30 protein-coding genes and 2 pseudogenes are annotated in these 26337 nt (G+C 73.1%); 17 read left to right on the top strand and 15 right to left on the bottom strand.

Annotated elements, in window-relative coordinates:
• Nucleotides 1–46: 46 nt before the first annotated feature.
• A complete protein-coding gene (locus BM051_RS10630) occupies nucleotides 47–955 on the bottom strand; it encodes a trypsin-like serine peptidase (protein ID WP_092529915.1) in 909 nt (302 codons plus the stop codon).
• A gap of 253 nt (nucleotides 956–1208) precedes the next feature.
• The gene (locus tag BM051_RS10625; RefSeq protein WP_092529914.1) at nucleotides 1209–1955 is read right to left on the bottom strand and encodes a TetR/AcrR family transcriptional regulator; all 747 of its coding nucleotides are present in this window, start codon (nucleotides 1953–1955) and stop codon (nucleotides 1209–1211) included.
• A gap of 105 nt (nucleotides 1956–2060) precedes the next feature.
• Here BM051_RS10625 and BM051_RS10620 point away from each other — a divergent pair, with 105 nt between their 5' ends.
• Nucleotides 2061–3014: an ATP-binding cassette domain-containing protein gene (locus BM051_RS10620; RefSeq protein WP_092529913.1), complete on the top strand. Its 954-nt coding sequence runs from the start codon at nucleotides 2061–2063 to the stop codon at nucleotides 3012–3014.
• The gene (locus tag BM051_RS10615) at nucleotides 3011–3877 is read left to right on the top strand and encodes an ABC transporter permease (protein ID WP_092529912.1); all 867 of its coding nucleotides are present in this window, start codon (nucleotides 3011–3013) and stop codon (nucleotides 3875–3877) included. Before BM051_RS10620 ends, BM051_RS10615 begins: the two co-directional genes overlap by 4 nt.
• A gap of 12 nt (nucleotides 3878–3889) precedes the next feature.
• Here BM051_RS10615 and BM051_RS10610 read toward each other — a convergent pair whose 3' ends face one another.
• A complete protein-coding gene (locus BM051_RS10610) occupies nucleotides 3890–4954 on the bottom strand; it encodes an SDR family oxidoreductase (RefSeq protein ID WP_208325906.1) in 1065 nt (354 codons plus the stop codon).
• 71 nt (nucleotides 4955–5025) lie between these two features.
• Here BM051_RS10610 and BM051_RS10605 point away from each other — a divergent pair, with 71 nt between their 5' ends.
• From BM051_RS10605 to BM051_RS10595, 3 genes are all read left to right on the top strand, one after another.
• On the top strand, nucleotides 5026–5934 hold the full coding sequence (locus tag BM051_RS10605; protein WP_092529910.1) for a LysR family transcriptional regulator: 909 nt from the start codon (nucleotides 5026–5028) through the stop codon (nucleotides 5932–5934).
• A 159-nt stretch (nucleotides 5935–6093) separates the two neighbouring features.
• The gene (locus BM051_RS10600; protein WP_092529909.1) at nucleotides 6094–6294 is read left to right on the top strand and encodes a hypothetical protein; all 201 of its coding nucleotides are present in this window, start codon (nucleotides 6094–6096) and stop codon (nucleotides 6292–6294) included.
• Nucleotides 6291–7022: a peptidoglycan recognition protein family protein gene (locus BM051_RS10595; RefSeq protein ID WP_092529908.1), complete on the top strand. Its 732-nt coding sequence runs from the start codon at nucleotides 6291–6293 to the stop codon at nucleotides 7020–7022. Before BM051_RS10600 ends, BM051_RS10595 begins: the two co-directional genes overlap by 4 nt.
• Nucleotides 7023–7026: 4 nt before the next feature.
• Here the strand turns inward: BM051_RS10595 and BM051_RS10590 are convergent, their stop codons facing one another.
• Nucleotides 7027–7245, bottom strand: a complete 219-nt coding sequence (locus BM051_RS10590; protein ID WP_244894479.1) for a type 2 periplasmic-binding domain-containing protein — start codon at nucleotides 7243–7245, stop codon at nucleotides 7027–7029.
• A gap of 74 nt (nucleotides 7246–7319) precedes the next feature.
• Here BM051_RS10590 and BM051_RS29795 point away from each other — a divergent pair.
• The 3 genes and pseudogenes from BM051_RS29795 to BM051_RS10580 form a co-directional block, all read left to right on the top strand.
• Nucleotides 7320–7427, top strand: a pseudogene (locus BM051_RS29795) (threonine/serine dehydratase); the annotation flags it as partial.
• Nucleotides 7428–7546: 119 nt separating this feature from the next.
• Complete coding sequence (locus BM051_RS29790; protein ID WP_243859496.1) at nucleotides 7547–7798, top strand: hypothetical protein; 252 nt, start codon at nucleotides 7547–7549, stop codon at nucleotides 7796–7798.
• Nucleotides 7799–7887: 89 nt separating this feature from the next.
• A complete protein-coding gene (locus tag BM051_RS10580; RefSeq protein WP_092529906.1) occupies nucleotides 7888–8694 on the top strand; it encodes a PhzF family phenazine biosynthesis protein in 807 nt (268 codons plus the stop codon).
• 56 nt (nucleotides 8695–8750) lie between these two features.
• Here BM051_RS10580 and BM051_RS10575 read toward each other — a convergent pair whose 3' ends face one another.
• The 5 genes from BM051_RS10575 to BM051_RS29785 all read right to left on the bottom strand — a co-directional run bounded on the left by BM051_RS10575 (nucleotide 8751) and on the right by BM051_RS29785 (nucleotide 10796).
• Complete coding sequence (locus tag BM051_RS10575; RefSeq protein ID WP_166677674.1) at nucleotides 8751–9437, bottom strand: nuclear transport factor 2 family protein; 687 nt, start codon at nucleotides 9435–9437, stop codon at nucleotides 8751–8753.
• On the bottom strand, nucleotides 9424–9828 hold the full coding sequence (locus BM051_RS10570) for an Imm1 family immunity protein (RefSeq protein WP_092529904.1): 405 nt from the start codon (nucleotides 9826–9828) through the stop codon (nucleotides 9424–9426). Before BM051_RS10570 ends, BM051_RS10575 begins: the two co-directional genes overlap by 14 nt.
• The gene (locus BM051_RS10565) at nucleotides 9825–10139 is read right to left on the bottom strand and encodes a DddA-like double-stranded DNA deaminase toxin (RefSeq protein WP_092530359.1); all 315 of its coding nucleotides are present in this window, start codon (nucleotides 10137–10139) and stop codon (nucleotides 9825–9827) included. The genes BM051_RS10570 and BM051_RS10565 overlap by 4 nt, the downstream gene beginning before the upstream one ends.
• Nucleotides 10126–10404 (bottom strand): RapZ C-terminal domain-containing protein, encoded by a 279-nt coding sequence (locus tag BM051_RS10560; protein WP_279587038.1) that lies wholly within the window; start codon nucleotides 10402–10404, stop codon nucleotides 10126–10128. Before BM051_RS10560 ends, BM051_RS10565 begins: the two co-directional genes overlap by 14 nt.
• A gap of 176 nt (nucleotides 10405–10580) precedes the next feature.
• Entirely contained in the window at nucleotides 10581–10796 is a 216-nt protein-coding gene (locus BM051_RS29785) for a substrate-binding domain-containing protein (RefSeq protein ID WP_243859467.1), read from the bottom strand.
• A 33-nt stretch (nucleotides 10797–10829) separates the two neighbouring features.
• Here BM051_RS29785 and BM051_RS29780 point away from each other — a divergent pair, with 33 nt between their 5' ends.
• Both BM051_RS29780 and BM051_RS10550 read left to right on the top strand, forming a co-directional pair.
• Nucleotides 10830–11099, top strand: a complete 270-nt coding sequence (locus BM051_RS29780; protein ID WP_243859468.1) for a hypothetical protein — start codon at nucleotides 10830–10832, stop codon at nucleotides 11097–11099.
• Between the two features lie 304 nt (nucleotides 11100–11403).
• Nucleotides 11404–12102: a hypothetical protein gene (locus BM051_RS10550; protein ID WP_243859469.1), complete on the top strand. Its 699-nt coding sequence runs from the start codon at nucleotides 11404–11406 to the stop codon at nucleotides 12100–12102.
• A gap of 395 nt (nucleotides 12103–12497) precedes the next feature.
• Here the strand turns inward: BM051_RS10550 and BM051_RS10545 are convergent.
• The 3 genes and pseudogenes from BM051_RS10545 to pcaF form a co-directional block, all read right to left on the bottom strand.
• Nucleotides 12498–14353: pseudogene (locus BM051_RS10545) on the bottom strand (helicase-related protein); the annotation flags it as partial.
• Between the two features lie 5 nt (nucleotides 14354–14358).
• Entirely contained in the window at nucleotides 14359–15234 is an 876-nt protein-coding gene (locus BM051_RS29775; protein WP_092529900.1) for a TrmB family transcriptional regulator, read from the bottom strand.
• A 42-nt stretch (nucleotides 15235–15276) separates the two neighbouring features.
• Nucleotides 15277–16479 carry a 3-oxoadipyl-CoA thiolase gene (gene pcaF, locus BM051_RS10535; RefSeq protein WP_092530358.1) on the bottom strand — a complete coding sequence of 401 codons (1203 nt, stop codon included), beginning with the start codon at nucleotides 16477–16479 and terminating at the stop codon, nucleotides 15277–15279.
• Nucleotides 16480–16557: 78 nt separating this feature from the next.
• On the opposite strand from pcaF, the gene BM051_RS10530 reads away from it, so the two are divergent.
• The 7 genes from BM051_RS10530 to BM051_RS10500 all read left to right on the top strand — a co-directional run bounded on the left by BM051_RS10530 (nucleotide 16558) and on the right by BM051_RS10500 (nucleotide 24164).
• Nucleotides 16558–17334, top strand: a complete 777-nt coding sequence (locus BM051_RS10530) for an SDR family NAD(P)-dependent oxidoreductase (RefSeq protein WP_092529899.1) — start codon at nucleotides 16558–16560, stop codon at nucleotides 17332–17334.
• A 17-nt stretch (nucleotides 17335–17351) separates the two neighbouring features.
• On the top strand, nucleotides 17352–18998 hold the full coding sequence (locus tag BM051_RS10525) for a (2,3-dihydroxybenzoyl)adenylate synthase (RefSeq protein ID WP_092529898.1): 1647 nt from the start codon (nucleotides 17352–17354) through the stop codon (nucleotides 18996–18998).
• Nucleotides 18995–19747, top strand: a complete 753-nt coding sequence (locus tag BM051_RS10520; protein ID WP_092529897.1) for an enoyl-CoA hydratase — start codon at nucleotides 18995–18997, stop codon at nucleotides 19745–19747. The genes BM051_RS10525 and BM051_RS10520 overlap by 4 nt, the downstream gene beginning before the upstream one ends.
• 13 nt (nucleotides 19748–19760) lie before the next feature.
• Nucleotides 19761–20600 carry an amidohydrolase family protein gene (locus tag BM051_RS10515; RefSeq protein WP_092529896.1) on the top strand — a complete coding sequence of 280 codons (840 nt, stop codon included), beginning with the start codon at nucleotides 19761–19763 and terminating at the stop codon, nucleotides 20598–20600.
• A 93-nt stretch (nucleotides 20601–20693) separates the two neighbouring features.
• Nucleotides 20694–22088, top strand: coding sequence for an MFS transporter (locus BM051_RS10510; RefSeq protein ID WP_092529895.1), 1395 nt, complete (start codon nucleotides 20694–20696; stop codon nucleotides 22086–22088).
• Between the two features lie 82 nt (nucleotides 22089–22170).
• Nucleotides 22171–23094: an alpha/beta hydrolase gene (locus tag BM051_RS10505; protein ID WP_208325908.1), complete on the top strand. Its 924-nt coding sequence runs from the start codon at nucleotides 22171–22173 to the stop codon at nucleotides 23092–23094.
• Nucleotides 23091–24164 carry a quercetin 2,3-dioxygenase gene (locus BM051_RS10500; protein WP_092529894.1) on the top strand — a complete coding sequence of 358 codons (1074 nt, stop codon included), beginning with the start codon at nucleotides 23091–23093 and terminating at the stop codon, nucleotides 24162–24164. Before BM051_RS10505 ends, BM051_RS10500 begins: the two co-directional genes overlap by 4 nt.
• On the opposite strand, the gene BM051_RS10495 is transcribed toward BM051_RS10500, so the two are convergent.
• The 3 genes from BM051_RS10495 to pcaD are packed head-to-tail and all read right to left on the bottom strand — an operon-like array spanning nucleotide 24047 to nucleotide 26336.
• Nucleotides 24047–25069, bottom strand: coding sequence for a LysR family transcriptional regulator (locus BM051_RS10495; RefSeq protein ID WP_092529893.1), 1023 nt, complete (start codon nucleotides 25067–25069; stop codon nucleotides 24047–24049). The genes BM051_RS10500 and BM051_RS10495 overlap by 118 nt on opposite strands.
• 38 nt (nucleotides 25070–25107) lie before the next feature.
• Nucleotides 25108–25560 carry a 4-carboxymuconolactone decarboxylase gene (gene pcaC, locus BM051_RS10490; protein WP_092529892.1) on the bottom strand — a complete coding sequence of 151 codons (453 nt, stop codon included), beginning with the start codon at nucleotides 25558–25560 and terminating at the stop codon, nucleotides 25108–25110.
• A complete protein-coding gene (gene pcaD / locus BM051_RS10485) occupies nucleotides 25557–26336 on the bottom strand; it encodes a 3-oxoadipate enol-lactonase (protein WP_243859470.1) in 780 nt (259 codons plus the stop codon). The genes pcaC and pcaD overlap by 4 nt, the downstream gene beginning before the upstream one ends.
• Nucleotide 26337: the final 1 nt, after the last annotated feature.

Raw genomic sequence — 26337 nt, 5'->3', positions numbered from 1 at the left:
CGCCCGCCCCGGTGCGGGCAGGCGGCCTCCGGTGTTCGCCGCTGGATCAGGCCGTGGCGGCCGTTTGGTAGGTCGAGCGCACCACGTCACCGAAGTACGGCCCGTACATGGTGGAGCCGTCGTGGTTGTACTTGAAGCTGTTCACCGAGTTGAGCTTGCCGCCGGTGATCCAGCCGCCGCCGGAGGAGCCGCCGGTCATGTCGCAGGTCAGGCCATGCGTCGTGGTGCCGCCGACCGAGTCGCGGGAGGCGGTGCCGGAGCAGGAGTACAGCAGCTGGCCGTTGAACGGCTGGGCCGCCGGGTAGCCGTACGACGTGTACTCCAGCCCGCGGGCGAGGTCGAACTCGATCGGGTAGGAGCCGACGACGTCGGTGAGGCTGCGCCCCTCGGTCTCGTTCATCACCGCGAAGCCCACGTCGTAGTTGAAGTCGCCGGACTGCGCCCACTGTTCGGTGGTGTAGAGCGAGCGCGCGGTCCACTTGCCGTAGGGCTGGGCGCCGTTGTCGTAGGCCGGGACGAAGGCGAAGTTGGTCGCGAACGAGCCGGGGCCCTCGTGCACGCAGTGGCCGGCGGTGGTGACGACGTCGGCGTTGCCGCTCGTGGTCGCGGTGCCCGAGCACACGTAGTTCTGCCCGCCGAGCGTGAAGAACACCTTCCCGAGCTGGGGTTGCGGGGTGGCGCGGGTCGCGGTCTCCGTGGACTTCGCCGACTTCTTGGCCGGCTTCGTGGCCGCCGGTCCGGTGGCGAACCGGAGGTCGGCGGGCTTGGCCGAAGCCATCCGCTCGGGCGTCCAGTAGTCCGCCACGCGCGCCTGCTCGGCGGCGGTGGTCGCGGCGCTGGACTGGGCGACCGGGGCGGCTGGCGCCGGCGCCGCGGCGGCGGGGCCGGTCACCGTGGCGGAAGCGCCCGCCAGCGCGACGCCCGCGAGCAGCGACCGGATGAGGTGGCGCTTCATAGGCTGATCTCTCCCGATAGTGTGAAATCGCCGAGCAGGGGTTGACGGCGATGGCGGGAAAGTAAGCCGCTGGTAGGCCGGGGTGCAAGGTTGATTTACGAGAAATTTTCGGCTACGCACCGCGAGGTACCCCGAAGATCCCTACTTTGGTATCACCCTACTGAGGGATCAGTGTAAACACGCAGAGTTACTACCACTGGTGCTGTTGGCGCGCGGCAGCCGCCGCGGCCGGCGGCGCGCCGTGGGTCACGGGTCAGCCGCGGGTCAGGTGGACCTCGATGCCGTCGAGCAGGCGCTGGATGCCGAAGTGCAAATCGAGGTCGAGCCCCTCGTCGGCGAGGTCGGGGTTGTCGAAGATCCCCGCCTCCACCAGCCGGGACAGGTGCGGGAAGCGGTCCGCCGTGACGTACCGGCGCAGGACGGTCAGGTAGTCCGCCTCGGCCTGGGCGGCGGTGTGGCCGACCGCCTCGCGGGCCCGCGTGATGTCGATCCCGATGGTGGCCAGCTGCCGGACCGCGCCGAGCAGGAACGTCGCGCCGGACACCTGCTCGTCCTCGCGCAGGCCGGCGCGGGCCAGCGGACCCAGTGCGGCCTCGAACCAGGCGAGATGGTGCGGCCCCCTCGGCGCACCGGTGATTCGCACCTCCAGCGCCCAGGGGTGCCGCTGGTACAGCGCCCACAGTGCGCGGACCCACGCCTCCAGCTCGGCGCGCCAGCCGTGCTCACCCGGCAGCTCCGGGGGCCAGCCGGCGGCGACGTCGACCATGACCTCGACGAGCTGCTCCTTGCCCGGCACGTAGCGGTACAGCGACATCGCGGTGTAGCCCAGCTCGGCGGCGACCCGCTGCATGGACACCGCGGCGAGGCCCTCCGCGTCGGCGATGCCGATGGCCGCCGTGACGATCCGTTCGAGCGTCAACTTCGGCTTCGGCCCCCGGCTCGGCCGCTCCCCGTCACCCCAGAGCAACTCGACGCCGCTCATCCCGTGGTCCGCCGGCATCCGCTCCCCGTCCGTCGTGCTTGACGCCCATCCTAGAACTGTGTATCACTTATACCGCTAGTGTAGCTCGTATACAGTTTCTCACCTACACGGTTTGGGGGCGGTATGGACACCGCGATCGATGTGCGGGGGCTGCGCAAGTCCTTCGGCGCCGTGAGCGTGCTCGAGGGGGTGGACCTGCGGGTCGAGCCGGGCCGGATGCTCGCGTTGCTCGGGCCCAACGGCGCGGGCAAGACGACCACCGTGCGCATCCTCGGCACCCTGCTCCGGCCGGACGGCGGTACCGCGACCGTCGCCGGGTACGACGTCGTGCGGCGGGCCCGGCAGGTGCGCCGGGTGATCGGCCTCACCGGGCAGCAGGCCGCGGTCGACGGCCTGCTCACCGGCAGGGAGAACCTCGTGCTGATGGGCCGACTGTTCCGGCTCGCGCCGGCCGCCGCCCGCCGCAGGGCCGGCGAGCTGCTCGAACGGTTCGACCTCGCCGACGCCGCCGACCGCCAGGTCAGGACCTACTCCGGCGGCATGCGGCGCCGGCTCGACCTGGCGATCAGCCTCATCACCGCGCCGGCCGTGCTCTTCCTCGACGAGCCGACCACCGGCCTCGACCCGCGCAGCCGGCTCGCCGTGTGGGACACCGTGCGCGAGCTGATGGGCACCGGCGTGACGATCCTGCTCACCACCCAGTACCTCGAGGAGGCCGACCAGCTGGCCGACCGGGTCGCGGTGATCGACCACGGCAGGGTGGTCGCCGAGGGCACCGCCGACGAGCTCAAGCGCCGGGTCGGCGCGGAACGGCTCGAGCTGGTGTTCCCCGCCCCGCCGGCGTTCGGCATCGCGCTGCGGTTGCTCGCCGCCGAGCAGCCCCGTGGCGACGAGCCCACCCTCGGCCTGAGCCTTCCGGTGACCGGGGCCAGGGACGTCCGGCGGATCCTCGACCGGCTCGCCGAGGCCGGTGCGGAGCCCGACCGGCTCGCCGTGTCCACCCCGACCCTCGACGACGTGTTCCTGACCCTGACCGGGCACCCCGCCCCGGCCGAGACCAGCGGAGGCACCCGATGACCACCCGCGAGTCGCACGTTCGGGACGGCGAGTCCCACGTTCGGGACGGCGAGTCCCACGGCCGGGACGGCGAGTTCCACGTTCGGCGCCGGCCGGAGCCGTACTGGCTGCTCAGCGACGCGTTGGCGATGACGGGTCGGACGTTCCGGCACCTCGCCCGCAGCCCCGAGCAGCTCATGCTCACCCTGTTCCTGCCGGTGGCGCTGCTGCTGATGTTCCGCTACCTCTTCGGCGGCGCGATCGACACCGGCGACGTCAGCTACGTCAACTACGTCGTCGCCGGGATCATCGCGGTCAGCGTGACGTTCAACTCCACCATCACCAGTGTCGCCGTGCGCGAGGACCTGCAGGAGGGCATCGTCGAGCGGTTCCGCTCGATGCCGGTGCACGCCGGGGCGGTGCTGGTGGGGCACGTCGCCGCCGGGTTGGCCCGCAACCTGGTGTCGGTCGCGGTGATGGTCGGGGTCGGCCTCGCCGTGGGGTTCCGCCCGGTCGCCGACCTCGGTGGCTGGCTGGCCGCGCTCGGCCTGCTGGCCCTGTTCGCCCTGGCCGTCGCGTGGATCGCGGCGATCCTCGGGCTGCTGGCGAAGACGGTCGAGGGTGCCAGCGGGATGTCCATGCCGCTGGTGTTCGTGCCCTACGTCAGCAGCGCGTTCGTGCCACCCAGCACGATGCCGGACGTGCTGCGGGTGTTCGCCGAGAACCAGCCGGTGACCCTCGTGGTGGACACCGTTCGCGCGCTCCTCGTCGGCCTTCCCGCTGACCGGGCCGGGGTCGCGGTGCTCTGGTGGCTGGCGATCCTGCTGGTCGTGGTGCCGCTCGGCGGGGTGCTGTTCCGCCGAGCGGCGGTCGGGCAGCGCTGAGCCCACGTCGGTTCAGGGGATGACCCGGCGCTTGCGCAGGTCGGTCACGACGTCGCGGAACATCGCCTCGGTTTCCACGTACTCGTGGAAGCCGAGGCGCCGGGCCTTCGAGCCGTCGGCGAGGACGTCGTAGTCCCAGGAGAACACGAAGTCGCCGAACGGCCAGGAGACCAGCTCCGCGAAGGGATGCGGCTCGAGGTCGTACTTCTCGGTCATCGCGGCCCACAGCGGTGCCTTGTCCGCCATCGCCTCGGCCAGCGACATCGGCAGCGGTGGCGCTATCTCGAGGTCGAAGAGCTCGGCGAGCTTCGGCCACAGCTCGCTCCACCGGAAGAGGTCCCCGTTGTTGATGTTGAAAGCCTGGTTGGCGCAGCGTGGCTCGGTGGCCGCCCATACCGTCGCCTTGGCGAGCAGCTCGGCGTCGGTCACCTCCAGCAGGGAGGTGTAGGCGCCGGGCTTGCCGGGGAAGCGCAGCGGCACCCCCAGCTCCTTGCAGATCGACGCGTAGACCGCGATCACCATGGCCAGGTTCATCGGGTTGCCCAGCGCGTACCCGACCACCACGGAGGGCCGGATGGCCGACCAGGTCCACGCCTTGCCCCGCTGCCGCTCCACCAGCCACCGCTGCTGGTCCACATTGAATTCCGGCGGCAGGTGGTCCGGATCGGACTCACGGGCCGGTGTCTTGAACGGGCCGAGGTGGGCGCCGTAGACCTTGTAGCCCTGCATCAGGCTGACGTGCCGCAGTCCGGGCGCGGCCCGTTCCACCGCCTCGACGACGTTGGTCAGCATCGCCACGTTCGGCGGGACCAGCTCGGCCCAGGTGGGGCGGTCCTGGTAGGCGGCGTAGAAGACGTGGGTCACCTCGCGCAGGTCGCCGAGCTTGGCCGCGCAGTCCGCGGGATCGAGCAGGTTGACGGCGACGTGCCGGACCCGCCCGGTGTCCGGGCCGCCGCGGCGGGAAAGGCCGACGACGTCCCAACCCCCCAGGCGGGTCAGGTGCTCGACGAGGTTGCCGCCGATGACCCCGTGCGCACCCACCACGAGTGCGGTCCGGTGCTCGTGTGCTTCGCTCATGCCGACGATCCTCGTCCCGCACTCGACATGAGTCCAAGGCATAGTTCTCATCTCAGGCATAAGCTGTACTCATGGCCAGCCTTCGCCAGCTCGAGTACCTGGTCACCGTGGTGGACGAGGGATCCTTCACCAGGGCGGCCCAGGTCCTGCACGTGACCCAGCCGGCGCTGTCCCACCAGCTCCGGGCACTGGAGCGGGCCGTCGGCGGGCCGTTGCTCGAGCGGTTGCCGAGGGCCGTCCGGCTCACCCCGATGGGCCGCGCGATGCTGCCGCACGCGCGGGCGGCGCTCGCCGACGCGCGGCGGGCCCGCTGCGCCGCGCGCCGGACGGCCGGCCTCGAAGCCGGCGAGCTGACCGTGGCCACCGTGTACTCGGTGACCCTGGGCGTGCTGCCACCGGCGCTGCGCGACTGGCGCAAGTCCTATCCAGACGTCCACATCGCACTGTCGGAGTTCCGGCACGGCGACGGACTGCGGGCCGCGATGGCGGCCGGGGAGGCCGATGTCGCGGTGGGGCCGCGGCCGGCCGGGTGGAAGGGTCTGGTCCGGGACCTGGGAGTGGAGGAGTTCGTGGTGCTGCTGCCCGCCGGCGACCCGCTGGCCGGCACCGACCGCGTCGACCTGCGCGAGCTGGCCGACCGACACTGGGTGCACTACGCGGAGGACCACGGCCTCGCCACCGTGCTCGACCGGGCGGCCGCCGCGGCCGGGTTCACGCCACGGGCGGCGGTGCGCACCGAGCAGACCGCCGCCGCGCCGGTGCTCGCCTCGGCCGGGCTCGGGCCGGCACTGGTGCCGGTGAACATCGTCCCGCCCCGGTTCGGGGGCACCCTGCTCCGGCCGGACCCGCCGATCCGCCGCGACCTGGTCGCCTACCGGCGCGGCAGCGGCGATCCACTCTCCACGGCCTTCGTCGAGACGCTGGCCCGCCACGCCAGCGTGCTCCCGAGCCACCTGCGCGGCCGGTTCGCCGGGGCGTGACGGCCGCCCGGCCAAACTTTTCCCAACATCGCTCGGCCCGTTCGACAGTTGGTTGATCGGCCATTGCCGGCGTTGTAGCCTCCGATTCCCGGCTTTACGGGAAAAGCGGTATCCGCATATCTTGCGATGGATTTCGGCTGGGTACGGAAAGGTAATCACATGTCCGAACAGGAGCCGAGCCGCAGAGCCTTCTTCGGCCTTGCCGGCAGGACGCTGGCCACCGCGGCCGCGGCGGCCGCCGTTCCGGCCGTGGCGCTCGCCGCGCCGGGTGGTGCCGCCGCCGCGGTGGCAGGCGTGGACGCCGTGACCGGGGAACCCCTGGACGCCGGGGCGGACTGCGATCGGGGGTTCGGCCTGTGACCGTCTTCGTCAGCAGGTCCGGGTGGGGAGCCCGGTCCGCGCGCAGCGTCTCCACCAACATCACCCCGGCCAACGGCGGGGTGACCGTGCACTACGTCGGCTCGGGGTCGGTGGCCAAGCAGAATCATGACCAGTGCGCCGCCCAGGTCAGGTCGATCCAGGACTACCACATGGACCAGAAAGGGTGGTCCGACATCGCCTACACGTACCTGGCCTGCGTGCACGACCACGTTTTCGTCGGGCGCGGCCCGGGGGTGCGCACCGCCGCGAACGGAACCACGTCGGGCAACCAGAACTGGTACGCGGTCTGCGGTCTCGTGGGCGACGCGGACGCGATTCCGGAGAACCTGGTCAAGGCGTACCACTCGGCCATCGCGCGGCTGCGTGGCGCCGGCGGGGCGGCCAACCGGATCAACGGGCACCGCGACCACCTCTCCACGTCGTGTCCCGGTGAGAGGCTGTACGCGCTGGTGAAGGACGGTTCGCTGGATCCGCGCAGGGCAGCCGTGCCGCCGTGGCCGGGGATCTACCTCAAGTACCCGCCGATCACCCGGCACAGCAGCGTGACCACCTGGCAGGAGCAGATGCGCACGCGCGGCTACTCGCTGACCGTGGACGGGGCCTACGGCGAGGAGTCCAAGGCGATCTGCGTCCGGTTCCAGCGGTCGAAGGGCCTCGCCGCGGACGGCATCGTCGGCCAGGACACCTGGGACGCGTCCTGGAGGTGATCGGTCAGGGCCATGCGGGCTCGGTGAGCGTGTCGAGCAGCGCGGCTTGGAACTCCCGCACCGGCAGCGGCGCGGGCGGCTTCCCGTACGTCGCGGCGAGCACCCGCCGGCGGTGCCCCGGCAGCCGATCGACCCACACCCGCGGGTCGTGGTGCGCGACCAGCGCGAGGCCGGGCAGCACGCGCACCCCGAGTCCGGCGGCGACCAGTGCCCGCACGGCCACGTAGTGGTCGGTCTCGAAGGCGATCTCCGGGGTGAACCCGGCCTCGGCGCAGGCCGACGGACGGCGCGTTCACGGTGCGGGGTGGGCTGGCCCTGCTCGCCGGCCTTCCGGCGGCGGAACGGGCCCGCGGCGTGCTCGGCTACTCGACCGGAAACCACGCCCAGTCGCTGGCCTGCGCCGCGGCTCGGTACGGCGTGGCCTGCCACATCGTCGTGCCGCGCGATCCGAGCCGACGAAGGCGGCGGCCGCGCGGGCGCTCGGCGCCGAGCCGACCGACGCCGGCGCCACGTTCGACGAGGCCATGGCGCACGCCGGGGAGTTGGCCGCGCGGCGGGAGCCGCGGCTGGTCAGCGGCTTCCTGCTGGTGGACGACGCCGCGATCCGGGCCGCGCGGCGGGTGTCGCCGCGGACGCGCACGCTGGCCGAGGGGACGGGCGCGGCGGTGCTGGCCGAGGTACTCGCCCACCGCGAGCGCTTCGCGAACCGCCGGGTGGCGGTCGTGTGCGGCGGGGGCGACGCCGGTAGCCGGGAGCCGCGCGCGCTCGCCGGGTGAACGGGTCCGAAGTGGACCATGCTCGAACCAGGCCAATTGTCGCGAATTGGCCGTTGAGCCGTCGCGGGTGCCTGGCTAGCGTGCCGGTCATGCGAATTCGGATCGTCGACGCGTTCACCGACCGCCCGTTCGCCGGCAACCAGGCCGGGGTGTGCCTGCTCGAGGCCGGTGAGTGGCCGCCGGAGAGGTGGATGCAGCAGGTGGCCGCGGAGCTGAACCTCGCGGAGACGGCGTTCGCCCGGCCCGAGCCCGATGGCGCGGACTGGGGCATTCGCTGGTTCACCCCGGCCGTGGAGGTCGACCTGTGTGGGCACGCGACGCTCGCCACCGCGCACGTCATGCACACCGAAGGGGTCGCGCGGGGAGCGGTTCGGTTCACCTGCCGGAGTGGCTCGCTGATGACGGACAGCCGCGACGACGGCACGATCGTGCTGGACTTCCCGGCCGCGCGGCTGAGCGAGGCGCCGGTGCCGGACGGTCTCGCCGAGGCACTCGGCGTCCGCCCCGAGGCGGCGTTGCGGACCGGTGACCTCGGGGACCTGCTCGCGGTGCTGCCCGACGAGGCGGCCGTTCGCGCGGTGGTTCCGGACAGCGCCGCGCTGGACGCGCTCCTCCGGCGCGAGGGGCACCGCGGCCTGATCGTCACCGCGCCCGGCACGGAGCACGACTTCGTGTCCCGGTTCTTCGCGCCGCCGGTGGGCATTCCCGAGGACCCGGTGACCGGAAGCGCGCACACCGCGCTGGCGCCCTACTGGGCGGAACGCCTCGGCCGCGCCGAGTTGGTCGGCTTCCAGGCCTCCACGCGGACCGGCGTGGTGCGGGTCGCCGTGCGCGGCGACCGGGTGCACCTGACCGGCACCGCGGTCACCGTCCTGGACGGCACCCTGCTGGTCTAGGACGCCAGCCTGGTTCGTGCCCGTGGACCTGCCGGAGAGTCCCCGCGCGCCGTCGTTCACGCACGAACGTGCCGGCTGGTGTCACCCACCAGGTCCGGCACCAGCTCGACCGTCTTCCACCACCACCGGCCGTCCACGCGCTCGAAGGTTCCGTTGAACCGCGCGTGGATGATCGGTTGCAGCGGGAAGTCCGGAAGCGCCTGCCAGATGCTGGCGTAGGTGGTGAACGTCGCGGTTCCCGCCTCGTCGTCGACGTCGATGACGGTGTTCGTGAGCTGGTGCTGGGTGTGCGTCTGCCCGTCGTAGAGAATCAGGTGGTCGGCGAGCCAGCGGCGGGCCGGCTCCGCCCCCGGCCCGTCCGCCCAGGGCCATTTCCCGTGCTCCCAGAGCCTCGCGAACCCGTCGATGTCGGCGGTGTCGATAGCCTCACAGTACACGCAGAGGGTACGCCAGATCTCCTTTTCCGAAGCATACGAAGGCTTTCCGTGTGCTTGCGGAATCTCGATCATGTTCATCCCCTTTCTCCGGTGTTGGCTAGCAACGAATCCACGCGACGATGGGTACGTGGTCCCGTTGGCCGAGAGCTGCGCGTGGCCCCGCTCGACGGTCAGCTCGGCCGTTCGGTGCGGCAGCAGGTAACCGACCACGCCACCAAGCCCCGCGGAGACGATGAGCAGCACCGCAAGCACGCCGCGGCGGATGCCGGGGGCACCGCGCGGCCGCTCCGGGTCAGTGCGCCGCATCGTCGGTTCTGTCGAGAGGGTCGCGCCACTCGACGACGGTGGGTCGTTGGCCATTGGTGGCCAGGAACTGATGCAGCGCCTTGCGGAACGTGTCGAGGGGGACGCCGGCGCCGGCGGGAAACCCGGCTTCCGACTCGGCCTCCGGGGAGACGGGGTCGCCGATCGAGACAACGTGCGCGTCCTCACCGGAGAAGAGCAAATATCCGTAATCGCCCTCGACCTGCACGTCGAGCACGGACGTGGCGTCCTCGGATTGGATCGAACCGTCGCGTTCCTCCGGTCGCCGAAGGAGCGCAATGAGACGGTCCACGTCCTCGTCGATAACCAGCGGAACCGCCTGGCCACGGTTGCTGCCTTCGATGTAGACCGATACGTAGGCAGTCCAGGTCATGTGGGATCCCCTTCTCGATACCCCCTGATGTTTCCGTCTGCCTCGACCACTCGCAAGCACCCGCCCGGTGGCAGGAACCGCGAGAGCGACTTGTCGCAGGTCAACGGAGCGTCCCTGTCGAAGTCGCGCGTGCCGCGTGCCTCTCTGTCGATCACAACGGTCTCGTCGGTCAGTCCTTCCCGCCGCATCGCCCACGCGATCTTGACCTCAACGTGCTTGGCGAGCCGGTCCGCCCGCCGAAGGCTCGGCGGGAAAGCGGTACGCACGGACCGCACGATCTCGCCATAACGTTCGTCTTCACCGCTCACCATGCGCACGGACCAGCCGTCGGTCCGCACTTACTCGGCCGGGGCCGTCGAGCCGCTGGCAGCGGCGCGGGTGTGGCCGCAGGGTGAGCACCACGCCGCCGAGCCACAGCTCGGAGTCCTCCTGGTCGAGCAGGTACCGCTGGACCGGCAGGTCCAGTCCGGACAGGTCCTTGTAGTTGGGGTGGTGGAACGGGTTCGGCAGCCAGGTCACGTCGAACACCGCGTGCGCCTCCGGCGCGACCCGGTGGTTGCTGCCGAAGGAGACGATGTGGATGAACGTGGGCAGCGCACGCGCCAGTCCTCCTCGAGATGGGCAGGGACAGGGGCGGAACGAGGTGTCGAGCCACTCTGCTCATGTCGTCTGCTTCTTCCGGAGGCTTCCGGGTTCGGTCGAAGCGCCTCGATTCGGTGGTCGCGCGGCGGGGTCGGGCAGGCCGCGAGGGGTCAGCGCCGGCGAGGGGCCGTGCTGTGGCCGGGGGTCAGCCGGGGCGAGAGCAGCCGGACCTCGGGGGTGGCGGCGCCGTCGAGCTGCCGGATCACCATCTCGACGGCGAGCCGGCCGACCTCGTCGGAGGGGATGGCCACGGTCGTCAGTGGCACCGAGTAGCTGACCGCCATGTCCTCCGGGCACACGGCGACCAGCGAGAGATCCTCGGGCACGCGCACCGGTGCGCCGGGCGGGCGCTCGGCGAGATGTCCAGCCGGCACCAGGGCCTGAGCGAGGCGTGGCACTCGGGGAACCGGACGCCGGAGAACAGCGACTACCGCGTGCCCGACAGCGGCTGGCGACACCGCTCCACGGAGGAGGGTGGCGGCTGGAACTCGAGCCGGGGCCAGCACGCGGGCGACACCCCGCCCCCCAACAACGGCATCGAGGAGGCCGACCCCTTCCCGCGCACGCACGGCGGGCAGCGGGTGAGTGGCCGGCTCGACCTTCCCGACCCACCCCGCCGCGACCGCTGACCCGGGGCGGCTCGACCGTCGACGACGGCGCGGATCGGCTCGCGACCGTGCCGGCCCCGTCGAGGTCGGCCGGCGTCGCGACGGCGAGGTGGTGGGCAGCGTCTCGCCGCCTTCGACCCGATGGACGAATGCCGGCGAGCGGGCGTTGCGGGAGCCCTGGCCGCGTCCGAGACGGACGGGCGACGCCGGCTCGGCAAGGCCGGCCGACAGCACCGATGAGGCGTGGTTATCCGTAGGCCCACGGCGTGGGGGAGAATCCGTGCCGGTGGCAGCCCGGCCGCCGGTGTCGAGGGAGGTTCTCGCCGTGTCAGGTCGTGGTTCGCGGTCCCGGGTGGCCCGCGCGGGATGGGCCTTCGGCGGCGCGATCGGGGCGGGGATCCTGGCCGTGGTCGCCCTCATCGCCGGTGTCACGGACGCTGATCCGGAGCAGGGGGTCGGCATCGACATCGCGGCGTATCTGATCGTGCTCGTCCCGATCGGTCTCGTGTTGGGGTGCCTGGTCGGGCTGTGCGTGCAGGTCGCCGCCCGCGCCCGGCTCGCGCATCGGGGGCGGCCGTCGCGGCCGGCGGCCCGGCAGCCGGTGCCCCCGGCCCCGCCGCCGGCGATTCCGCTGACCGGGGAGTGGGCGCGGCACCACGTCCGGTGCCGGGACCTCGTGGCCCGCTTCCGGGTCATCGTCGACAGTGCGCCCGCGGACGCGCAACCGACGCGGTGGTTACGTGACATCGCGGCGGACCTGGACAAGGAGCTCGTCGAGGTGGAGCGGCTCGCCCGCTACGGGCAGGCGCTCGCCCCGACCGCGCCGCGGGCGACGGACGATCCGACCGTGCGGCGGATCGTGGACCGGCTCGAGCGGGCGGAGCGCGGGTTCGACGCGACCGTGCGGCGGGCCGGTGACATCGTGCTGAACCTGGCTGGTGACCAGCAGTTCGCGCGGATCCGGGCGCAACTGGACGTCCTCGGCAAGGAGGCGCCGCATTTGCGCGACCTGCCGCCGGTGTAACCGGTCGGTACTCATCGGTGCTCACGGTCGCCGGCCCAGCGCGACGAAGGGGTCGAGTGCGTCGGGGTTGGCGAGGGCGTCCCGGCTGACGGTGGAGCCGCGGTCGGTGATGGTGATCCAGTCGCCGTGCCGCCACACCCCGGGGACGGTGCTGTAGCAGGCGCTGACGGTCGAGCCGTTCCGGTCACAGTGGGCGCGACGCCGGGCGCGGTGCCGGATTGTCGCGCGGCAAGGCGAATCGGGGCCTCGGGCGGCACGACAGAATGTCGGTGATGTCGACGTTGGTCTCCCCCGAGCCACATCACCGCTGCTCCTCGGCCGAACGCCATGAAGGCCACCTTCATGGCGTTGAGCGCGATGAAGGTGGCCTTCATGGCAGGCAGGGATCGGTGGGGTCAGTCGTTGCCGACGACGACCCGGACCGGCTCGTGGAGGACCGTGGTCGCCCCGTCGAGGTCGGCCAGCCGCGCGGCCAGCGTCGCGACGGCGAGGCGGTGGGGCAGCGCCTCGTTGAACTTCAACCCGGCCAGCGCCCGCTCGTCGACCTCCGGCAGGCACAGCCGCTCGGCGGCGCCGGCCGTGCCGGACCGCCACAGTTCCCGGTCCAGGTCGGTGCGCAGCCGGATCGACACGTCGTCGAAGCTCTGCTTCTCGTCGGTGAGCCCGGACAGCGTGCTGACGAGGGTGGCGTTGGCGCGGAACCCGGCCCACGTCCACCACCGCACGTCCGTGCCTCGCCGGGCGACGACCGTGCCGGCCGGATGGACGCTGCCCCTCCGGTCGTCCCGCAGCTCGGCCAGCACCCGTTGGGTGCGCTGGGTGAGCCGGACCGGCGGATCGGTGCCCAGCAACACCTCTCGCGCCGCCCTGGCGAGCGCGAATCTCGTGCCGCCGATCGCCGCGGTCTGCCAGCGGGCCCGCCCACCGGAGTCCGCGGGCTCGACGAAGCAGCGGCGCCGCTTCCAGTCGGTCCAGGTGACCCGCCAGCTCCGCCCGCCCAGCAGGAGCAGCCGCGGGCCGTCCACCTTCTCGGTCAGCAGCGCCGGGTCGGTGCGCCCGATCTCCCGCCGCCCCTCCAGCACGGTGAACTGGGGTGGCGCGGTGAACACGGCGGTCATCCCCATGAAGTGGCGGTGCCCGAACCGGCGCTCCGCCTCGGGGCCGACGAAGAGCAGCTCCCCGTCCCGGTCCAGGAAGCCTTCGTCGACGAGGTGGCGCACGATGGGCTCGGCACGGTGGTCGAACGGCGGGAGGCCGTTCCACGCCCGGGCCCACAGCCGGCTGCCGACCCGGTGCTCCTGCAGGCACAGCGCGAGCACCTGTTGCGCGACGATGTGCCGGGGCTCCGGCGGCGCGACGACGGGCTCCACGTAACCCCTGCCCCACAGGGTCAGCAACGCGGCGGCGTGCAGCAGCTCGTTCTCCCGCAACGCCAGGAAGAGGCAGTTGCGGATCGTTCCCGGTCGGCGGCCGGTCCGGCCGAGGCGTTGCAGGAACGCCGCGACGCTCGACGGCGCGTTGATCTGGACCACCCGGTCGAGGTCACCGACGTCGATCCCCAGCTCCAGGGTCGAGGTCGACACGATGACGCAGTCCCGGGCCTCGGCGAACGCCACCTCCGCCCGGCGCCGCTCGTCGAGGGACAGCGACGCGTGCGACAGGAAGGTGGTGACCTCCCTGGCCCGCAGCGCGGCGCCGAGCTCCTCGACGAGTTGCCGGGAGTCGCAGAACACCAGCCGCTTCTCCCCCCGGTGCAGGGTGGCGATGACGGTGGCCGCGTTGTCGACCGAGCCCACGTAGTCCAGCTCGATGTCGCCGGGCGGGGGCAGCTCGACGGCTCCGGTCACCCCGGGCGCGACCACGGTGCCCGGCCGGTCGCCCCGTCCCGAACCCTGCAGCCAGCCGAGCAGCTCGTCCGGGTTGCCGACGGTGGCGGACAGCCCGATCCGCTGGATCGGGCGGCCGGCGACCGTGGTGAGCCGTTCGAGCACGGCGAGGAGGTGCCAGCCGCGGTCGTCACCGGCGAACGCGTGCACCTCGTCGACCACGATGGCGCGCAGGCCGGCGAAGAAGGCGGTGTGCTCGACGTTGACGCTGACCAGCATCGCTTCGAGCGACTCGGGGGTGGTCAGCAGGATGTCCGGTGGATCGCGCAGGATGCGTCGCCGGACCGGCCGGTCACGTCGCCGTGCCACAGCGCCACCCGCCGCCCGAGCCACGCCGTGTAGCTCTCCAACCGCGGCAGAGATCCACGGGTCAGGCGAGGCGGCGGTCGGTCCTCGTTCCTTCCTGGGGAGCCTGAAGAGCCTCCGCAGCCTCGCGCGCCGGGGTGACCAGGCCGGCCAGGCCGGGTCCGTAGCGCTCGGTGAGCTCCTCCGGCAGGTCGGCGTAGATCCGCTGCACGTAGATGTCGTGCCGGATGTAGCCCTTGACCACGGCGGCGAACAGCGGGTCGCTGACCCACAGCCCCTCCCAGTCGGCGCCGCCGGGGGCGACCGACCAGAGCGCGCCGGTCCCGTCGGCGACCAGGGCGAGGTGATGCGCCTGGTGATGCCGGTACAGCACCCGGTCGGTGCTGGCGTGCCGGACCAGCCGCCCGCGGGCCAGCTCGAACGGGGCGTCCCCGAAGTGCAGGACGTCGAACCGGACCCCTCGGCGCTCCGCATCCTCCACATCGGACTTCAGGTCGGCCAGCTCGGCCGCGCTGCCGGACAGGTAGACGTGCTCCCGCGCCGCGCCGAGCAGCTCCCGTGCCCTGCCGAGGATCGCGCCGCGGTCCCGCGTGGAGTGGAACAGCCGCACCTGCTCCCGGCTCCCGGCCGGGTCGAACCGCTCCAGCTCCAGCTTGGCGTCGGCCATCCGGCGGCGGAAGTCGTTCTCCAACTGCCCGAACAGCTGCTCCGCGGGAAGGGCGACGAACCGGGCCGGGTCGTCGCCGATCTTGACGACCGCGCCGCGGGCGAGGAGCTTGCGCAACGTCTCGTAGACCTTGGGTTGCGGAATGCCGGTGGCGTTGGCCAGCGCGTAGCCGGTCATCGGCTCCCCGCCGAGCAGGCCGAGGTAGGCCCGCGCCTCGTACCGGGAGAACCCGAGCTCCACCAAGCGCTCGGCCGTGGTGTCGAGGTCCGGCATACCCCTCCTTTGCTCACTACCTCCGTGGTGAGCATACTCGCCTCACCCCGCGCGTTCGAGCAGTACGCTCACGCCCTGCCCGACCCCGACGCACATGGTGCACAGCGCGCGCCGCGCGTCCCGCTCGGCCAGCTCGACAGCCGCGGTCAGCGCGAGCCGGGCGCCGCTCATCCCGAGCGGGTGTCCCAGCGCGATGGCCCCGCCGTTGGGGTTGACGTGCTCGGCGTCGTCCGGCAACCCGAGCTCGCGCAGGCAGGCCAGTGCCTGCGCGGCGAAGGCCTCGTTGAGCTCGACCACGTCGACCGTGCCGATGTCGATCCCGTGGCGGGCGAGCAGTTTCCGGGTGCTCGGCACCGGCCCCAGGCCCATCACCCTCGGCGCCACCCCGGCCGACGCCGCCCCGCGCACCCTGGCCAGCGGCGTCAGTCCGTACCGGGCGACCGCCCGCTCGGACGCGACGAGCACCGCGGCCGCCCCGTCGTTGACCCCCGACGAGTTCCCGGCGGTGACCGTGCCGTCCTCGGTCACGATGGGGCGCAGCCGGGCCAGCGCCTCGGCCGAGGTGTCCCGGGGATGTTCGTCGCGGTCCACCATGGTGACACCGTCGCGCCCGGCCACCTCGACCACGACGATCTCCCGGTCGAACCGGCCGGCCGCGCGGGCGCGTGCGGCGCGCCGCTGGGAGCGCAGCGCGAAGGCGTCCTGGTCGGCGCGGGAGACACCGCACTCGCTCGCGACGTTCTCCGCGGTCCGCGGCATCGGGTCGACGCCGTGGCCGGCGGCCATCCGCGGATTGACGAACCGCCAGCCGATGGTCGTGTCGTGCACCTCCGGGGTGCGGGCGAACGGGGTGGCCGGCTTCGCCAGCACGTAGGGCGCCCGGCTCATGCTCTCCACCCCGCCGGCGATCACCACGTCGGCCTCGCCGGCGGTGACCATCCGCGCGGCCGCCGCCACCGCCTCGAGCCCGGACGCGCAGAGCCGGTTCACCGTCACCCCCGGCACCGACTCCGGCAACCCGGCCAGTAACAGCGCCATCCTGGCGACGTTGCGGTTGTCCTCGCCGGCCTGGTTCACGCAACCGAGCACCACCTCGTCGACCTCGTCGGGCGGCACCTCCGGAACCCGCGCGGCCAGTGCCCGCAGCACGCCCGCCGCCAGGTCGTCCGGCCGCACCGCGGCGAGCGCGCCGCCGTACCGGCCGATCGCCGTCCGTGCCCCTGCCGTGATGAACGCCGTACCCACGGTCACTCCCTTCCTCGACATCTTGCCCGGGACAGTACTACCTACTACGGTAGTTACTAGAACGAGCGGAGGTCTTCGATGACGGAACAGGACACGGCGGGCCGCCCGGTCGCCCTCGTCACCGGCGGCGGCCGGGGCATCGGCAGGGCCAGCGTGCTCGCGCTCGCCGGCGCGGGGTTCGACGTCGCGGTGAACTACAGCCGCAGCGAGACGGCCGCCAAGGAGGTGGCGACGGCCGCCGAGGCGCTCGGCGCGCGGACCCTCCTGGTGCGGGCTGACGTGGCCGACGAGCCCGCGGTGCGCGAGCTGGCGGCGGCGGTGGAGGCACGGTTCGACCGGCTGGACGCGCTGGTGAACAACGCGGGCACCACCACCGACACCCCACCGTCCGATCTGGACGGTTTGTCGATGGAGGACTGGGACCGGATCTTCGCGGTGAACGTGCGCGGCACCTTTCAGGTCACCCGCGCCTGCGTGCCACTGCTGCGTCGGTCGGCGCCGGCCGCGGTGGTCAACCTGGCCAGCGTCGTCGGTCTCCGTCCCGGCCCGCAGCCGTTCCCCTACGCCGCCAGCAAGGCGGCGGTGGTGAACCTGACCCGGACGTTGGCCGGCGCGCTCGGCCCGGAGATCAGGGTGAACGCGATCGCGCCCGGCTGGATGGAGGGCGAGTGGATGGAACACGCCCTCGGCGACCGCTACCCCGACCTGATTGCCCGGCGGGCGAAGCGCACCCCGCTGCGTCGGTGTGTCACCGCCGACGACGTCGCCGCGACCATCACGAGCCTGATCACCAGCAACCCGTTCGTCACCGGGGAGACCGTGGTCATCGACGGCGGCTACACCGCGACCACCTGACGAGCGAGGAGAGACACGTGATCGAGGGAGTGACCCCCGTCCCGCCCGAGTTCGCCCGGCGCTACCGGGAGCGGGGCTACTGGGACGACCGTCCACTGCGGACGCTGTTCGCGGAGGTGTTCACCAGGTTCGGGCCCAGGGTCGCGATCATCGACGGTGCCGAGCACGTCAGCTACGCCCAGCTCGACGAGCGCAGCACCCGACTGGCCCGCCACCTGCTGGACCTCGGCCTGCGGCCACGGGACCGGATCGTGGTCCAGCTGCCGAACACCGCGCTCTTCGCCTACCTGTACTTCGCGTTGCAGAAGATCGGCGCCATCCCGGTGCTCGCCCTGCCGTCGCACCGGTTCCGCGAGGTGCGGCAGTTCGTCGAGATCGCCGACGCCGTCGGCTGCGCCACCCCGCTGGCGCACAAGGAGTTCTCGTTTCCCGACATGGTCGACCGCATCGCCGCCGACCGGCCGGGCCTGCGGCTGAAGCTGGTGCGGCGCGGCGGCGGTGACCTGCCCGACGGGTTCGTCGCGCTCGAGGACCTGCTCGACCGGGAACCGTGGACCGGCCCGGCCGCGTTGGACGACATCCACATCGACCCCGACGACCCGGCGCTGTTCCTGCTCTCCGGCGGGACCACCGGCATCCCGAAGCTGATCCCCCGCACGCACAACGACTACGCGTACAACTCACGCCTCGCGGTGTCGGTGTGTGACGTCCGCCCGGACGACGTGCTGCTGCTCGTGCTGCCGATCGAGCACAACCTTCCACTCGGCTGCCCCGGCATGCAGGGCTTCCTGATGTCCGGCGCGGCGGTGGTGCTGAGCACCTCGACGGCGCCGGTGGACGTGTTCCGCGCGGTGGAACGGCATCGGGTGACACACATCCATCTCGTCCCCTCGCTGCTGATCCGCTGGCTGAACGACCCGCGGATCACCGACCACGACCTGTCCTCGCTGCGGGTCCTGCAGAGCGGCGGCCAGCGGCTGCAGCCGGAGACCCGCGACCGGGCCGAGCGGCTCCTGCCCGGCGCCACGGTGCAGGAGAACTTCGGCATGGCCGAGGGGCTGCTCATGTTCGTCCGGTTGGACGACGACGAGGACGTGCGCCGCGAGACGTGCGGCCGGCCGATCTGCCCGGACGACGAGGTCCGGCTCGTCGACGACGAGGGCGACGACGTCGCCCCCGGGGAGGTCGGGGAGCTGTGCGTGCGCGGCCCGTACACCCTGCGCGGGTACTTCCGCGCTCCCGAGCACAACGCGCGGGCCTTCACCCCCGACGGGTTCTACCGCTCCGGCGACCTGCTCCGGCTGCACCCCTCCGGCAACTACGTCGTCGAGGGCCGCAAGAAGGACCTCGTCAACCGCGGCGGCGAGAAGATCAGCGCCGAGGAGGTGGAGAACCTCGTCCTCGCCCACCCCGCGGTGGTCAACGTGGGCTGCGTGCCGGTGCCCGACCGCGACCTCGGCGAGCGGATGTGCGCGTGCGTGGTGCTGCGCGAGGGCGCCACGCTGACCCTGGACGAGCTGGTGGAGTTCCTGCTGGACTTCGAGATCGCCAAGCACAAGCTGCCGGAGCGGCTCGAGGTGTTCGACTCGTTGCCGCTGTCCCCCATCGGCAAGGTGTCCAAGAAGGACCTGGTGGCGCGGCTGTCCGAGGGGGTGCGGGCATGAGCCTGGTGCACCGGACCGTGCGTGACGGGGTCGCCGTGGTCGAGCTGAACGACCCGGAGCGGCGCAACGTGCTGTCCGCCGCGATGGTCGAGGAGCTGGTCGCCGCGGTCGAGGACGTCGAGCGCGACGAGTCGGCGTTCGCGCTGGTGGTGACCGGCGCGGGCAGCGCGTTCTGCGCCGGCGCCCACCGCGACGACCTGGCGGCCGCGGCGGGCGGGCGGACCGATCGGCTGCGCGAGATCTACGCGGGCTTCCTTCGGGTCGGGCGCTGCGCCCTGCCGACCATCGCCGCCGTCAACGGCCCCGCGGTGGGCGCCGGGTTCAACCTCGCGCTCGCCTGCGACGTCCGGATCGCCGCCGAGGAGGCGGTGTTCGACAGCCGCTTCGCCAGGCTCGGCATCCACCCCGGCGGGGGCCACACGTGGATGCTCGACCGGGCGGTCGGCCGGCAGGCCGCCGCCGCGCTGCTGCTGTTCGGCGAGTCCCTGGACGGGGAGGCCGCGGTGACCGCCGGCCTCGCCCTGCGCTGCGTGCCCCGCGCACGGTTGCTCGACGCCGCCCTCGCCCTCGCCCGCGGGGCGAGCGGGGCGCCCCGCGCGGTGCTGAGCACCATCACCGCGAGCCTGCGCGAGGCGGCCGCCCTGCCCGACCTGGCCTCGGCCGTCGAGGTGGAGTTCGAGCGGCAGGTCGAGTCCCTGCGCGCCCCCGGCGTCACTACCAGGCTCGGCCACCGGCCCACCACCAGCTGAGGAAAGGACTTCCATGCGCCGCATCGACCTGCACGCCTACCCCGGCACGCAGGAGTGGATCGACTCCCAGGGCCCGTTCGTCGAGGCACTCGGCAAGTACTGGGGTCGCGAGTGGACGGCCGAGCCCGAGGAGCGGGTGATCGACAGGTTCACCGCCGCCGACGTCGACGTCGTCCTGGTGGCCTTCGACATCGAGACCGTCGTGGGCGCCGCGCCGTGCGGCAACGACTACGTCACCGCGCTGCGCCGGAAGTACCCGGACCGGATCATCCAGGCCTGGGGCGCGGTCGACCCGTTCAAGCCGGACGCGGTCGCCGAGGCGAAGCGGGCGGTGGTGGACCTCGGTGTGCTGGGCTTCCACTTCCACCCCATCATGGGCCGCTACCAGGTGGACGACCCGCGGCTGCGGCCGCTGTTTGAGACCATCGCCGAGCTCGGCGTCCCGGTGATGGTCGACGTCGGCACCACCGGCATGGGCGCCGGCATGCCCGGCGGCATGGGTGCCCGGATCGAGCACGCCCACCCGCTGGCGGTGGACCGGCTCGCCGCCGACTTCCCGTCCCTGACCATCATCGCCGCCCATCCCGGCTGGCCCTGGGTCGACGAGATGACCGCGGTCGCCCTGCACAAGGGCAACGTCTACTGGGAGCTGTCCGGCTGGGCCCCCAAGTACTTCCCGGAGCAGCTGAAGAAGGACATCCGCGGCCGGCTCCGGCACAAGATCATGTTCGGCAGCGACCACCCCAGCCTGCCGTACGAGCGGATCTTCACCGAGTGGGACCAGCTCGGCTACTCCGACGAGGTCCTGCACGACGTCTTCCACCGCAACGCCGAGCGCGTGCTCGGGCTCTGACCCGGCACCCACCGCGGCTCGGGCGGTTCCCACCGGCCACGGCGGCCAGGCCGGCCGCCGTGGCCCCCACCGGCTTCGACGAGGAGGCCGCTCATGACACAGTCCACCGCGGACGATCAGCTCACCGCGCGGGCCGACCAGGTGGTCGCCCGGATGGAACGGGTCCCGGTGTCCCGGTTCCACGGCAGGGTGGTGGGGCTGCTGGGCACCGGGACGTTCTTCGACTCGTTCGACACGCTGTCGCTGTCGGTCGTGCTCTCGACCATCGCGGCGACGCTGCACCTCGGCGCCGGCGACGCCGGATGGGTCATCAGCGCCGGCTTCCTCGGCCAGGCCATCGGCGCCGTCGTTTTCGGACTGATCAGCGAGCGGCTCGGCCGCAAGCGGGTGTTCGTCCTCGCGCTCGGCCTGCTCGGGCTCATGGCCGCCGGCTCCGCGGTGGCCTGGGACGGCTGGTCGCTCGGCACCGCCCGGTTCGTCCAGGGGCTCGGCCTCGGCGCGGAGGTGCCGGTGGCCGCCGCGCTGCTCAACGAGTTCGTGCACGGGCGCGCCAGGGGACGGGTGCTGATGCTGTACAAGCTGCTGTTCCCGGCCGGGACACTGGCCGCCTCGCTGGTCGGGGCGCTGCTGTTGGCCACCCTGCCGCCGACCCAGTCCTGGCGGGTGCTGTTCGCCATCGGCGCGCTGCCGGTGCTGGTCGCGGTGCTGGCCGCGTGGCGGCTGCCGGAGTCACCCCGGTTCCTGGTCCGGCGCGGCCGGACCGAGGAGGCGGAACGGATCGTCGCGGAGATGGAGCGCTCGGCGGGCGTCCCGGCGGCACGGGTCGAGGGGACGACGCCACCGGCCGACCTGGCCCGCACCCGGTTCGGTGAGATCTTCTCCACCCGGTACCGCCGGCGCACGCTCACCGTGTGGACGCTGTGGTTCACCACCTATTTCACGTTGTGGGGGATGACGACATGGCTGCCCTCGCTCTACGTCAGCGTCGGGGGTTTGTCCCCGTCCGCCGCCAGCCTGCTGCTCGGCGCGGTCACCATCGGGTACTTCGCCCTGCTGGTGGTGATGTCGGCGACCGTGGACCGGCTGGGCCGGCGCTTCTGGTTCCTCCTCGGCTACGGCGTGGCCCTCGCCGGCGCCGGCGTCGCCCTGCTGCTGTGGGCGCTGGGCGCGCTGCACGGCTGGGTTCCCCTGTGCGTCGCGGGAACGACGCTGCTGCTCGGGGTCAACATCAACGCGCCACTCGTCTACCTCTACACCAGCGAGCTGTATCCGACCCGGATGCGGTCCTGGGGCACGATGGCCGGCAGCAGTTGGCGCAACGTCGCGGCGGTCGTCGCGCCCGTGGCGGTCGGCCAGATGTTGCAGGCCCGGCTCGGCATCGGCGCCGTCTTCGGTCTCTTCCTGGTGACGCTGCTCGTCGGGCTCGCGGTGCAACTGCGCTTCGGCACCGAGACCAAGCAGGCCGCACTGGAAGAGCTCGCCGGGTGACCCGCGATCGTGAGGCCGGGGCACGGGATCGTGTGGCAGCCGGTCGTGGTGTCGTCCGGGGAGCGGCCGGAGAATCACTGCCGTGACCGGGACGACGCGGACCGAGGTGGTGTTCGCCGAGCGGGAGACCGGCCCGCTGGTGATGGATCTGGTGCTGCCGGCCGGCGACCGGCCGGCTCCGGTGGTGCTGTGGTTGCACGGCGGCGGCTGGTTCACCGGGGACCGCTCGCTGGCGCCGGACCTCGACCGGTACTTCGCCACCAGTGGGATCGCGATGGCCAGCGCCGACTACCGGCTCAGCGGCCAGGCGTTGTTCCCGGCGCAGCTGCACGACGTCCGGGCGGCGGTGCGGTACCTGCGCCGCCACGCGGGCGAGCTGGGGCTGGACCCGGACGCGATCGGGCTCTGGGGATCCTCCGCCGGCGGGCACCTCGCCACGCTGGCCGGGGTGACCGGGCACCTCGCCGCCCTGCCCGGCGAGCCGGAGTCCGGCGACGCCCGGGTCCGGGCGGTGGCCGAGGGGTACGGGCCGGTCGACCTGGCGCGGGTGGTCGCCGATGCCGACCCGCCGCCGGCGTTGGCGGGTGACAACGCGCCGGAGACGCGGCTGCTCGGCGCCCCGCCGGCCGAGGTCCCGGACCTGGCCCGCTCGGCCAACCCGCTCGGCTACGTCTCCGACGCGGCGCCGCCGTTCCTCATCGCGCACGGCACCGCCGACGTGCTGGTCCGCCCCGGGCAGAGCGTGCTGCTGCACGAGGCGCTGGTCGCGGCCGGCGTGCCGAGCACGCTGTACCTGCTCGACGGGGTCGGTCACGGCTTCCTCAACCCCGCGGGCGCCACCGAGTTGGGCGGACCACCGGGCATGGCCGACGGCCGGCTGGAACGGCCGCCCCCGCCGCGGGCGACCCGGTACCACTCCGGCGCCGGCGCCGGTACCACGACGTTCGGCTACGACACCGTCGGCGACTTCTTCCACCACCACCTGCGGTCCGGAGCCCACCGATGACCGTCGACCTCGAGGCCGTGCACGGCATGGAGCCGGTGCGCGACCGGCTACCGGGCGAGCCGGTGCCCTACTACCTCGCCTCCGGGGAGGGCGCGCGCTACGAGCTCGACGGTCAACTGTGGACGGTCATCGCCAGGGCGGCGGACACCGGGGGGTTGTTCGACGCCGCGTACGTCAGCGGTGGCCGGGGCGCGACCACACCGGCCCACGCGCACCGCGACCAGCACCGGTCCCTCCTCGTGGTCGACGGCGGTGTCCAGGTCCGGCTGGGCGGGCGGAGCCGGCTCCTGCTGCCGGGTGACACGGCGCACGTGCCGGCCGGCGTGCCGCTGGCCTACCGGATGCTGGCCCACCACACCCGGTTGCTCACCTGGGCGGCACCGGGCGGCTCGCTGGCCTGGGTGGAGCGGCTGGGCGTCCCGGTCGAGGCGCACGTCCACCCCGCGCGACCCACCCATCGCGCCAGCGGGGAGGCCATGGCGGAGATCGGTGGCGAGTTCGGCATCACCTTCCCGGACGCGGACGACGTCGCCGAGCCGGCGGCCGGGAAGTGGGACGCCACGATCCCGGCGGGGGTCGAGCCGTACTTCCTCCGCGCCGGCGAGGGCGACCGCGTGGCGATGCCGAACACGCTGCACACCTACCTCACCCGCGGCCGCAACACCGGCGACCGCTACTTCGCCGTCGGCACCGTCGGTGGCCCCAGCCCGTACTTCGTCCGCCACTTCCATCGCGAGCACACGGAGAACTTCCTGTGCCTGTCCGGCCGGGTCTGGCTCCACGTCAACGGCCAGGAGCTGCTCCTCACCCGCGGCGACTTCGTGCACGCGCCCGCCGGCACCATCCACACCTTCTCCTTCGCCGCGCACGCCACCACGATGCTCGGGATCCTCACCCCGAGCGTGTTCGAGCCGTTCTTCGAGACGATCGGCCGCCCCACCACCGACCACGTCTACGAGGAGACGTCGGAGCTGGTCGTGCCGCCCGCCCCACCACCGGCGGCGCGGGCCGAGCTGGACGTCGTGGTGGTCGGCCCGCCGCCGGAGCGCTCGGTCGGGCTGGACCTCTGAGCGAGCGGCCGGCCGCCGCACCGCCCGGCCTCCCGGCGCGCCACCCGCACGGCGATCCGCTCGAGGGCGGCGGCGACACCCCGCGTCGCCGGCGGGCGCAGCAGGTACACCGCGATCTCCGGCACGTCGGTGACCGGGACGTAGGCGAGGTCCGCGCGGGCGTGGCTGACCGCCGCGGTCGAGCCGGCGATGTTCACCCCGAGCCCCGCCGCGCAGACCTCCAGCACCTCCTCGAACGTGGTGACCTCCGGGTCGACCCGCGGCCGCACGCCCCCGGCGCGCGGCACGACGAACCAGTCCGCGAGCTCCGGCCCGGTGTCCGCGGCGACGAACCGCTCGGCGTTGGTCTCCTCGATGCCCACGCCCGGCCTGCCCGCCAGCGGGTGCGTCGCGCTCACCACCAGGACGCGGCCCTCGCGCCACAGCGGCACCGCCCGCACGCCGGGGACCTCGGGTGGCCGCGCGGCCGGCGCGAGGACGGCGTCGACCCGCCCGGCCCGCAGCAGCTCGACCGGCTCGGCGAACCCCACCCGCCGGACCTCCCAGCGCACGTCCGGCAACCGCTCCGCGGCGGCGGCCAGGATCGCCGCGGTGATCCGGTTGCCGACGACCAGCCCCAACCGCAGCCGCGTTCCGGCCGCGCGGCGCCGGTCGGCCCAGGCGAGCACGTCGTCCACCGAGGCCACCGCGTGCCGGGCGAGCGGGAGCAGCTCGGCGCCGGCGGCGGTCAGCTCGACCCGGCGGGAGGTGCGGTGGAACAGGGCGACGCCCAGCCGCCGTTCCAGCGCGGCGATCTGCTGGCTCAACGACGGCGGCGCGATCCGGAGCCGCTCGGCGGCCCTGGTGAAGTGCAGGCTCTCCGCGACGGCCAGGAAGTAGCGGAGGTGCTGGACGGTGAGGTCCACCCTGGCTCCTTCCGCTCTACGGTGGACTGTGGTCGGCGCTAGCCCTCGGTGCGCGGGCGGGCCGTCGGCTCACCCAGCTCGGCCAGGGTGCGCTGGGCGATCGCGAACGCCTCGTTGGCGACCGGCACGCCCGCGTAGGCGGCGGTGTGCAGCAGCACCTCGCCGATCTCGTCCGCGGTCAGCCCGTTGCGCAGCGCGGCGCGGACGTGCATGGCGAGCTCGCCGGAGCGGCCCAGCGCGGTGAGCACGGCCAGCGTGACGCAGCTGCGGGTGCGCCGGTCCAGCCCGTCCCGGGTCCAGATCGTGCCCCAGACGGCGCGGGTGATGTAGTCCTGGAACCGCTCGGTGAACTCCGTGCGGCCGGCCAACGCCCGGTCGACGTGCTCCGACCCGAGCACCTCGCGCCGCACCCGCAGGCCGGCCGCGTAGGGATCCGCCGCCCCGGGGTCCGCCGCGTCCGAGTCGCTCTCGCCGCCGGACGTCTCGCTCATGATCCCTCCAGGTGCTCGGTGATCAACCGGGTGAACGCCTCGGGTCGCTCGTAGCTGCCGAGGTGCGCGGCCCGCTCGATCACCGCGAACCGGGCGCCCGGCACGGCGTCGGCGACGAGTCGGCCGTGCTCCGGGGGCAGCGCGTGGTCCGCCGCCGCGGAGATCACCAGCGTGGGCGCCGTGATGGCGCCCAGGTCGGCGGTCAGGTCCACATCGGACAGCGCCGCGCAGCACGCGGCGTAGCCCTCGGCCGGCGTGGCCGCCGCCATCTCCCGCAGGCCGCGGGCGAGCCCCGGATGCGCCGCCCGCCACTCGGCCGTGCACCAGCGGGCCACGCTCTCCCCGGCGACCCTGGCCATGCCCTCGGCGCGCACCCGGGCGGCCCGCTCCCGCCACGTCCCGGCGTTGCCGGGTCGCGCGGAGGTGCAGCACAGCACCAGCCGGCGTACCCGGTCGGGCGCGTGCGCGGCCAACCACATGCCGGTCATCCCGCCGAGGGACAGCCCGACGACGTGCGCCGCCGGCACGTCCAGCCGGTCGAGCAGCGCCAGCACGTCCGCGGCGAGCGCGGGCACGCCGTACGGGCCCGGCGGCACCGGGGACCTACCGTGCCCGCGGGTGTCGTAGCGCACCACCCGGAACCCCGCGGCGACCAGCGGCGCCACCTGCGGCTCCCACATCCGCAGGTCGGTGCCGAGCGAGTTGCTCAGCACCACCACCTCGCCGCCGGCGGGCCCGTCCACCCGGTGGTGCACCGCGCACGGCCGATCGTCCACT

The sequence above is a fragment of the Amycolatopsis arida genome (assembly GCF_900115565.1).
GTDB classification, from domain to species: domain Bacteria; phylum Actinomycetota; class Actinomycetes; order Mycobacteriales; family Pseudonocardiaceae; genus Yuhushiella; species Yuhushiella arida.
This window is presented reverse-complemented; position numbering and strand designations above follow the sequence as displayed.

Excerpts from the sequence above, each read along its gene's own strand:
- BM051_RS10615 (WP_092529912.1), top strand. The coding sequence starts at position 3,011 with ATGACCACCCGCGAGTCGCACGTTCGGGACGGCGAGTCCCACGTTCGG.
- BM051_RS29780 (WP_243859468.1), top strand. The coding sequence starts at position 10,830 with ATGTCCAGCCGGCACCAGGGCCTGAGCGAGGCGTGGCACTCGGGGAAC.
- BM051_RS10625 (WP_092529914.1), bottom strand. The coding sequence starts at position 1,955 with ATGCCGGCGGACCACGGGATGAGCGGCGTCGAGTTGCTCTGGGGTGAC.
- BM051_RS10605 (WP_092529910.1), top strand. The coding sequence starts at position 5,026 with ATGGCCAGCCTTCGCCAGCTCGAGTACCTGGTCACCGTGGTGGACGAG.
- BM051_RS10515 (WP_092529896.1), top strand. The coding sequence starts at position 19,761 with ATGCGCCGCATCGACCTGCACGCCTACCCCGGCACGCAGGAGTGGATC.
- BM051_RS10570 (WP_092529904.1), bottom strand. The coding sequence starts at position 9,828 with ATGACCTGGACTGCCTACGTATCGGTCTACATCGAAGGCAGCAACCGT.
- BM051_RS10630 (WP_092529915.1), bottom strand. The coding sequence starts at position 955 with ATGAAGCGCCACCTCATCCGGTCGCTGCTCGCGGGCGTCGCGCTGGCG.
- BM051_RS10575 (WP_166677674.1), bottom strand. The coding sequence starts at position 9,437 with ATGCGGCGCACTGACCCGGAGCGGCCGCGCGGTGCCCCCGGCATCCGC.
- BM051_RS10565 (WP_092530359.1), bottom strand. The coding sequence starts at position 10,139 with ATGGTGAGCGGTGAAGACGAACGTTATGGCGAGATCGTGCGGTCCGTG.
- pcaC (WP_092529892.1), bottom strand. The coding sequence starts at position 25,560 with ATGAGCGAGACGTCCGGCGGCGAGAGCGACTCGGACGCGGCGGACCCC.
- BM051_RS10520 (WP_092529897.1), top strand. The coding sequence starts at position 18,995 with ATGAGCCTGGTGCACCGGACCGTGCGTGACGGGGTCGCCGTGGTCGAG.
- BM051_RS10620 (WP_092529913.1), top strand. The coding sequence starts at position 2,061 with ATGGACACCGCGATCGATGTGCGGGGGCTGCGCAAGTCCTTCGGCGCC.
- BM051_RS10500 (WP_092529894.1), top strand. The coding sequence starts at position 23,091 with ATGACCGTCGACCTCGAGGCCGTGCACGGCATGGAGCCGGTGCGCGAC.
- BM051_RS10510 (WP_092529895.1), top strand. The coding sequence starts at position 20,694 with ATGACACAGTCCACCGCGGACGATCAGCTCACCGCGCGGGCCGACCAG.
- BM051_RS10610 (WP_208325906.1), bottom strand. The coding sequence starts at position 4,954 with ATGAGCGAAGCACACGAGCACCGGACCGCACTCGTGGTGGGTGCGCAC.
- BM051_RS29775 (WP_092529900.1), bottom strand. The coding sequence starts at position 15,234 with ATGCCGGACCTCGACACCACGGCCGAGCGCTTGGTGGAGCTCGGGTTC.
- BM051_RS10600 (WP_092529909.1), top strand. The coding sequence starts at position 6,094 with ATGTCCGAACAGGAGCCGAGCCGCAGAGCCTTCTTCGGCCTTGCCGGC.
- BM051_RS10530 (WP_092529899.1), top strand. The coding sequence starts at position 16,558 with ATGACGGAACAGGACACGGCGGGCCGCCCGGTCGCCCTCGTCACCGGC.
- BM051_RS29790 (WP_243859496.1), top strand. The coding sequence starts at position 7,547 with ATGGCGCACGCCGGGGAGTTGGCCGCGCGGCGGGAGCCGCGGCTGGTC.
- BM051_RS10580 (WP_092529906.1), top strand. The coding sequence starts at position 7,888 with ATGCGAATTCGGATCGTCGACGCGTTCACCGACCGCCCGTTCGCCGGC.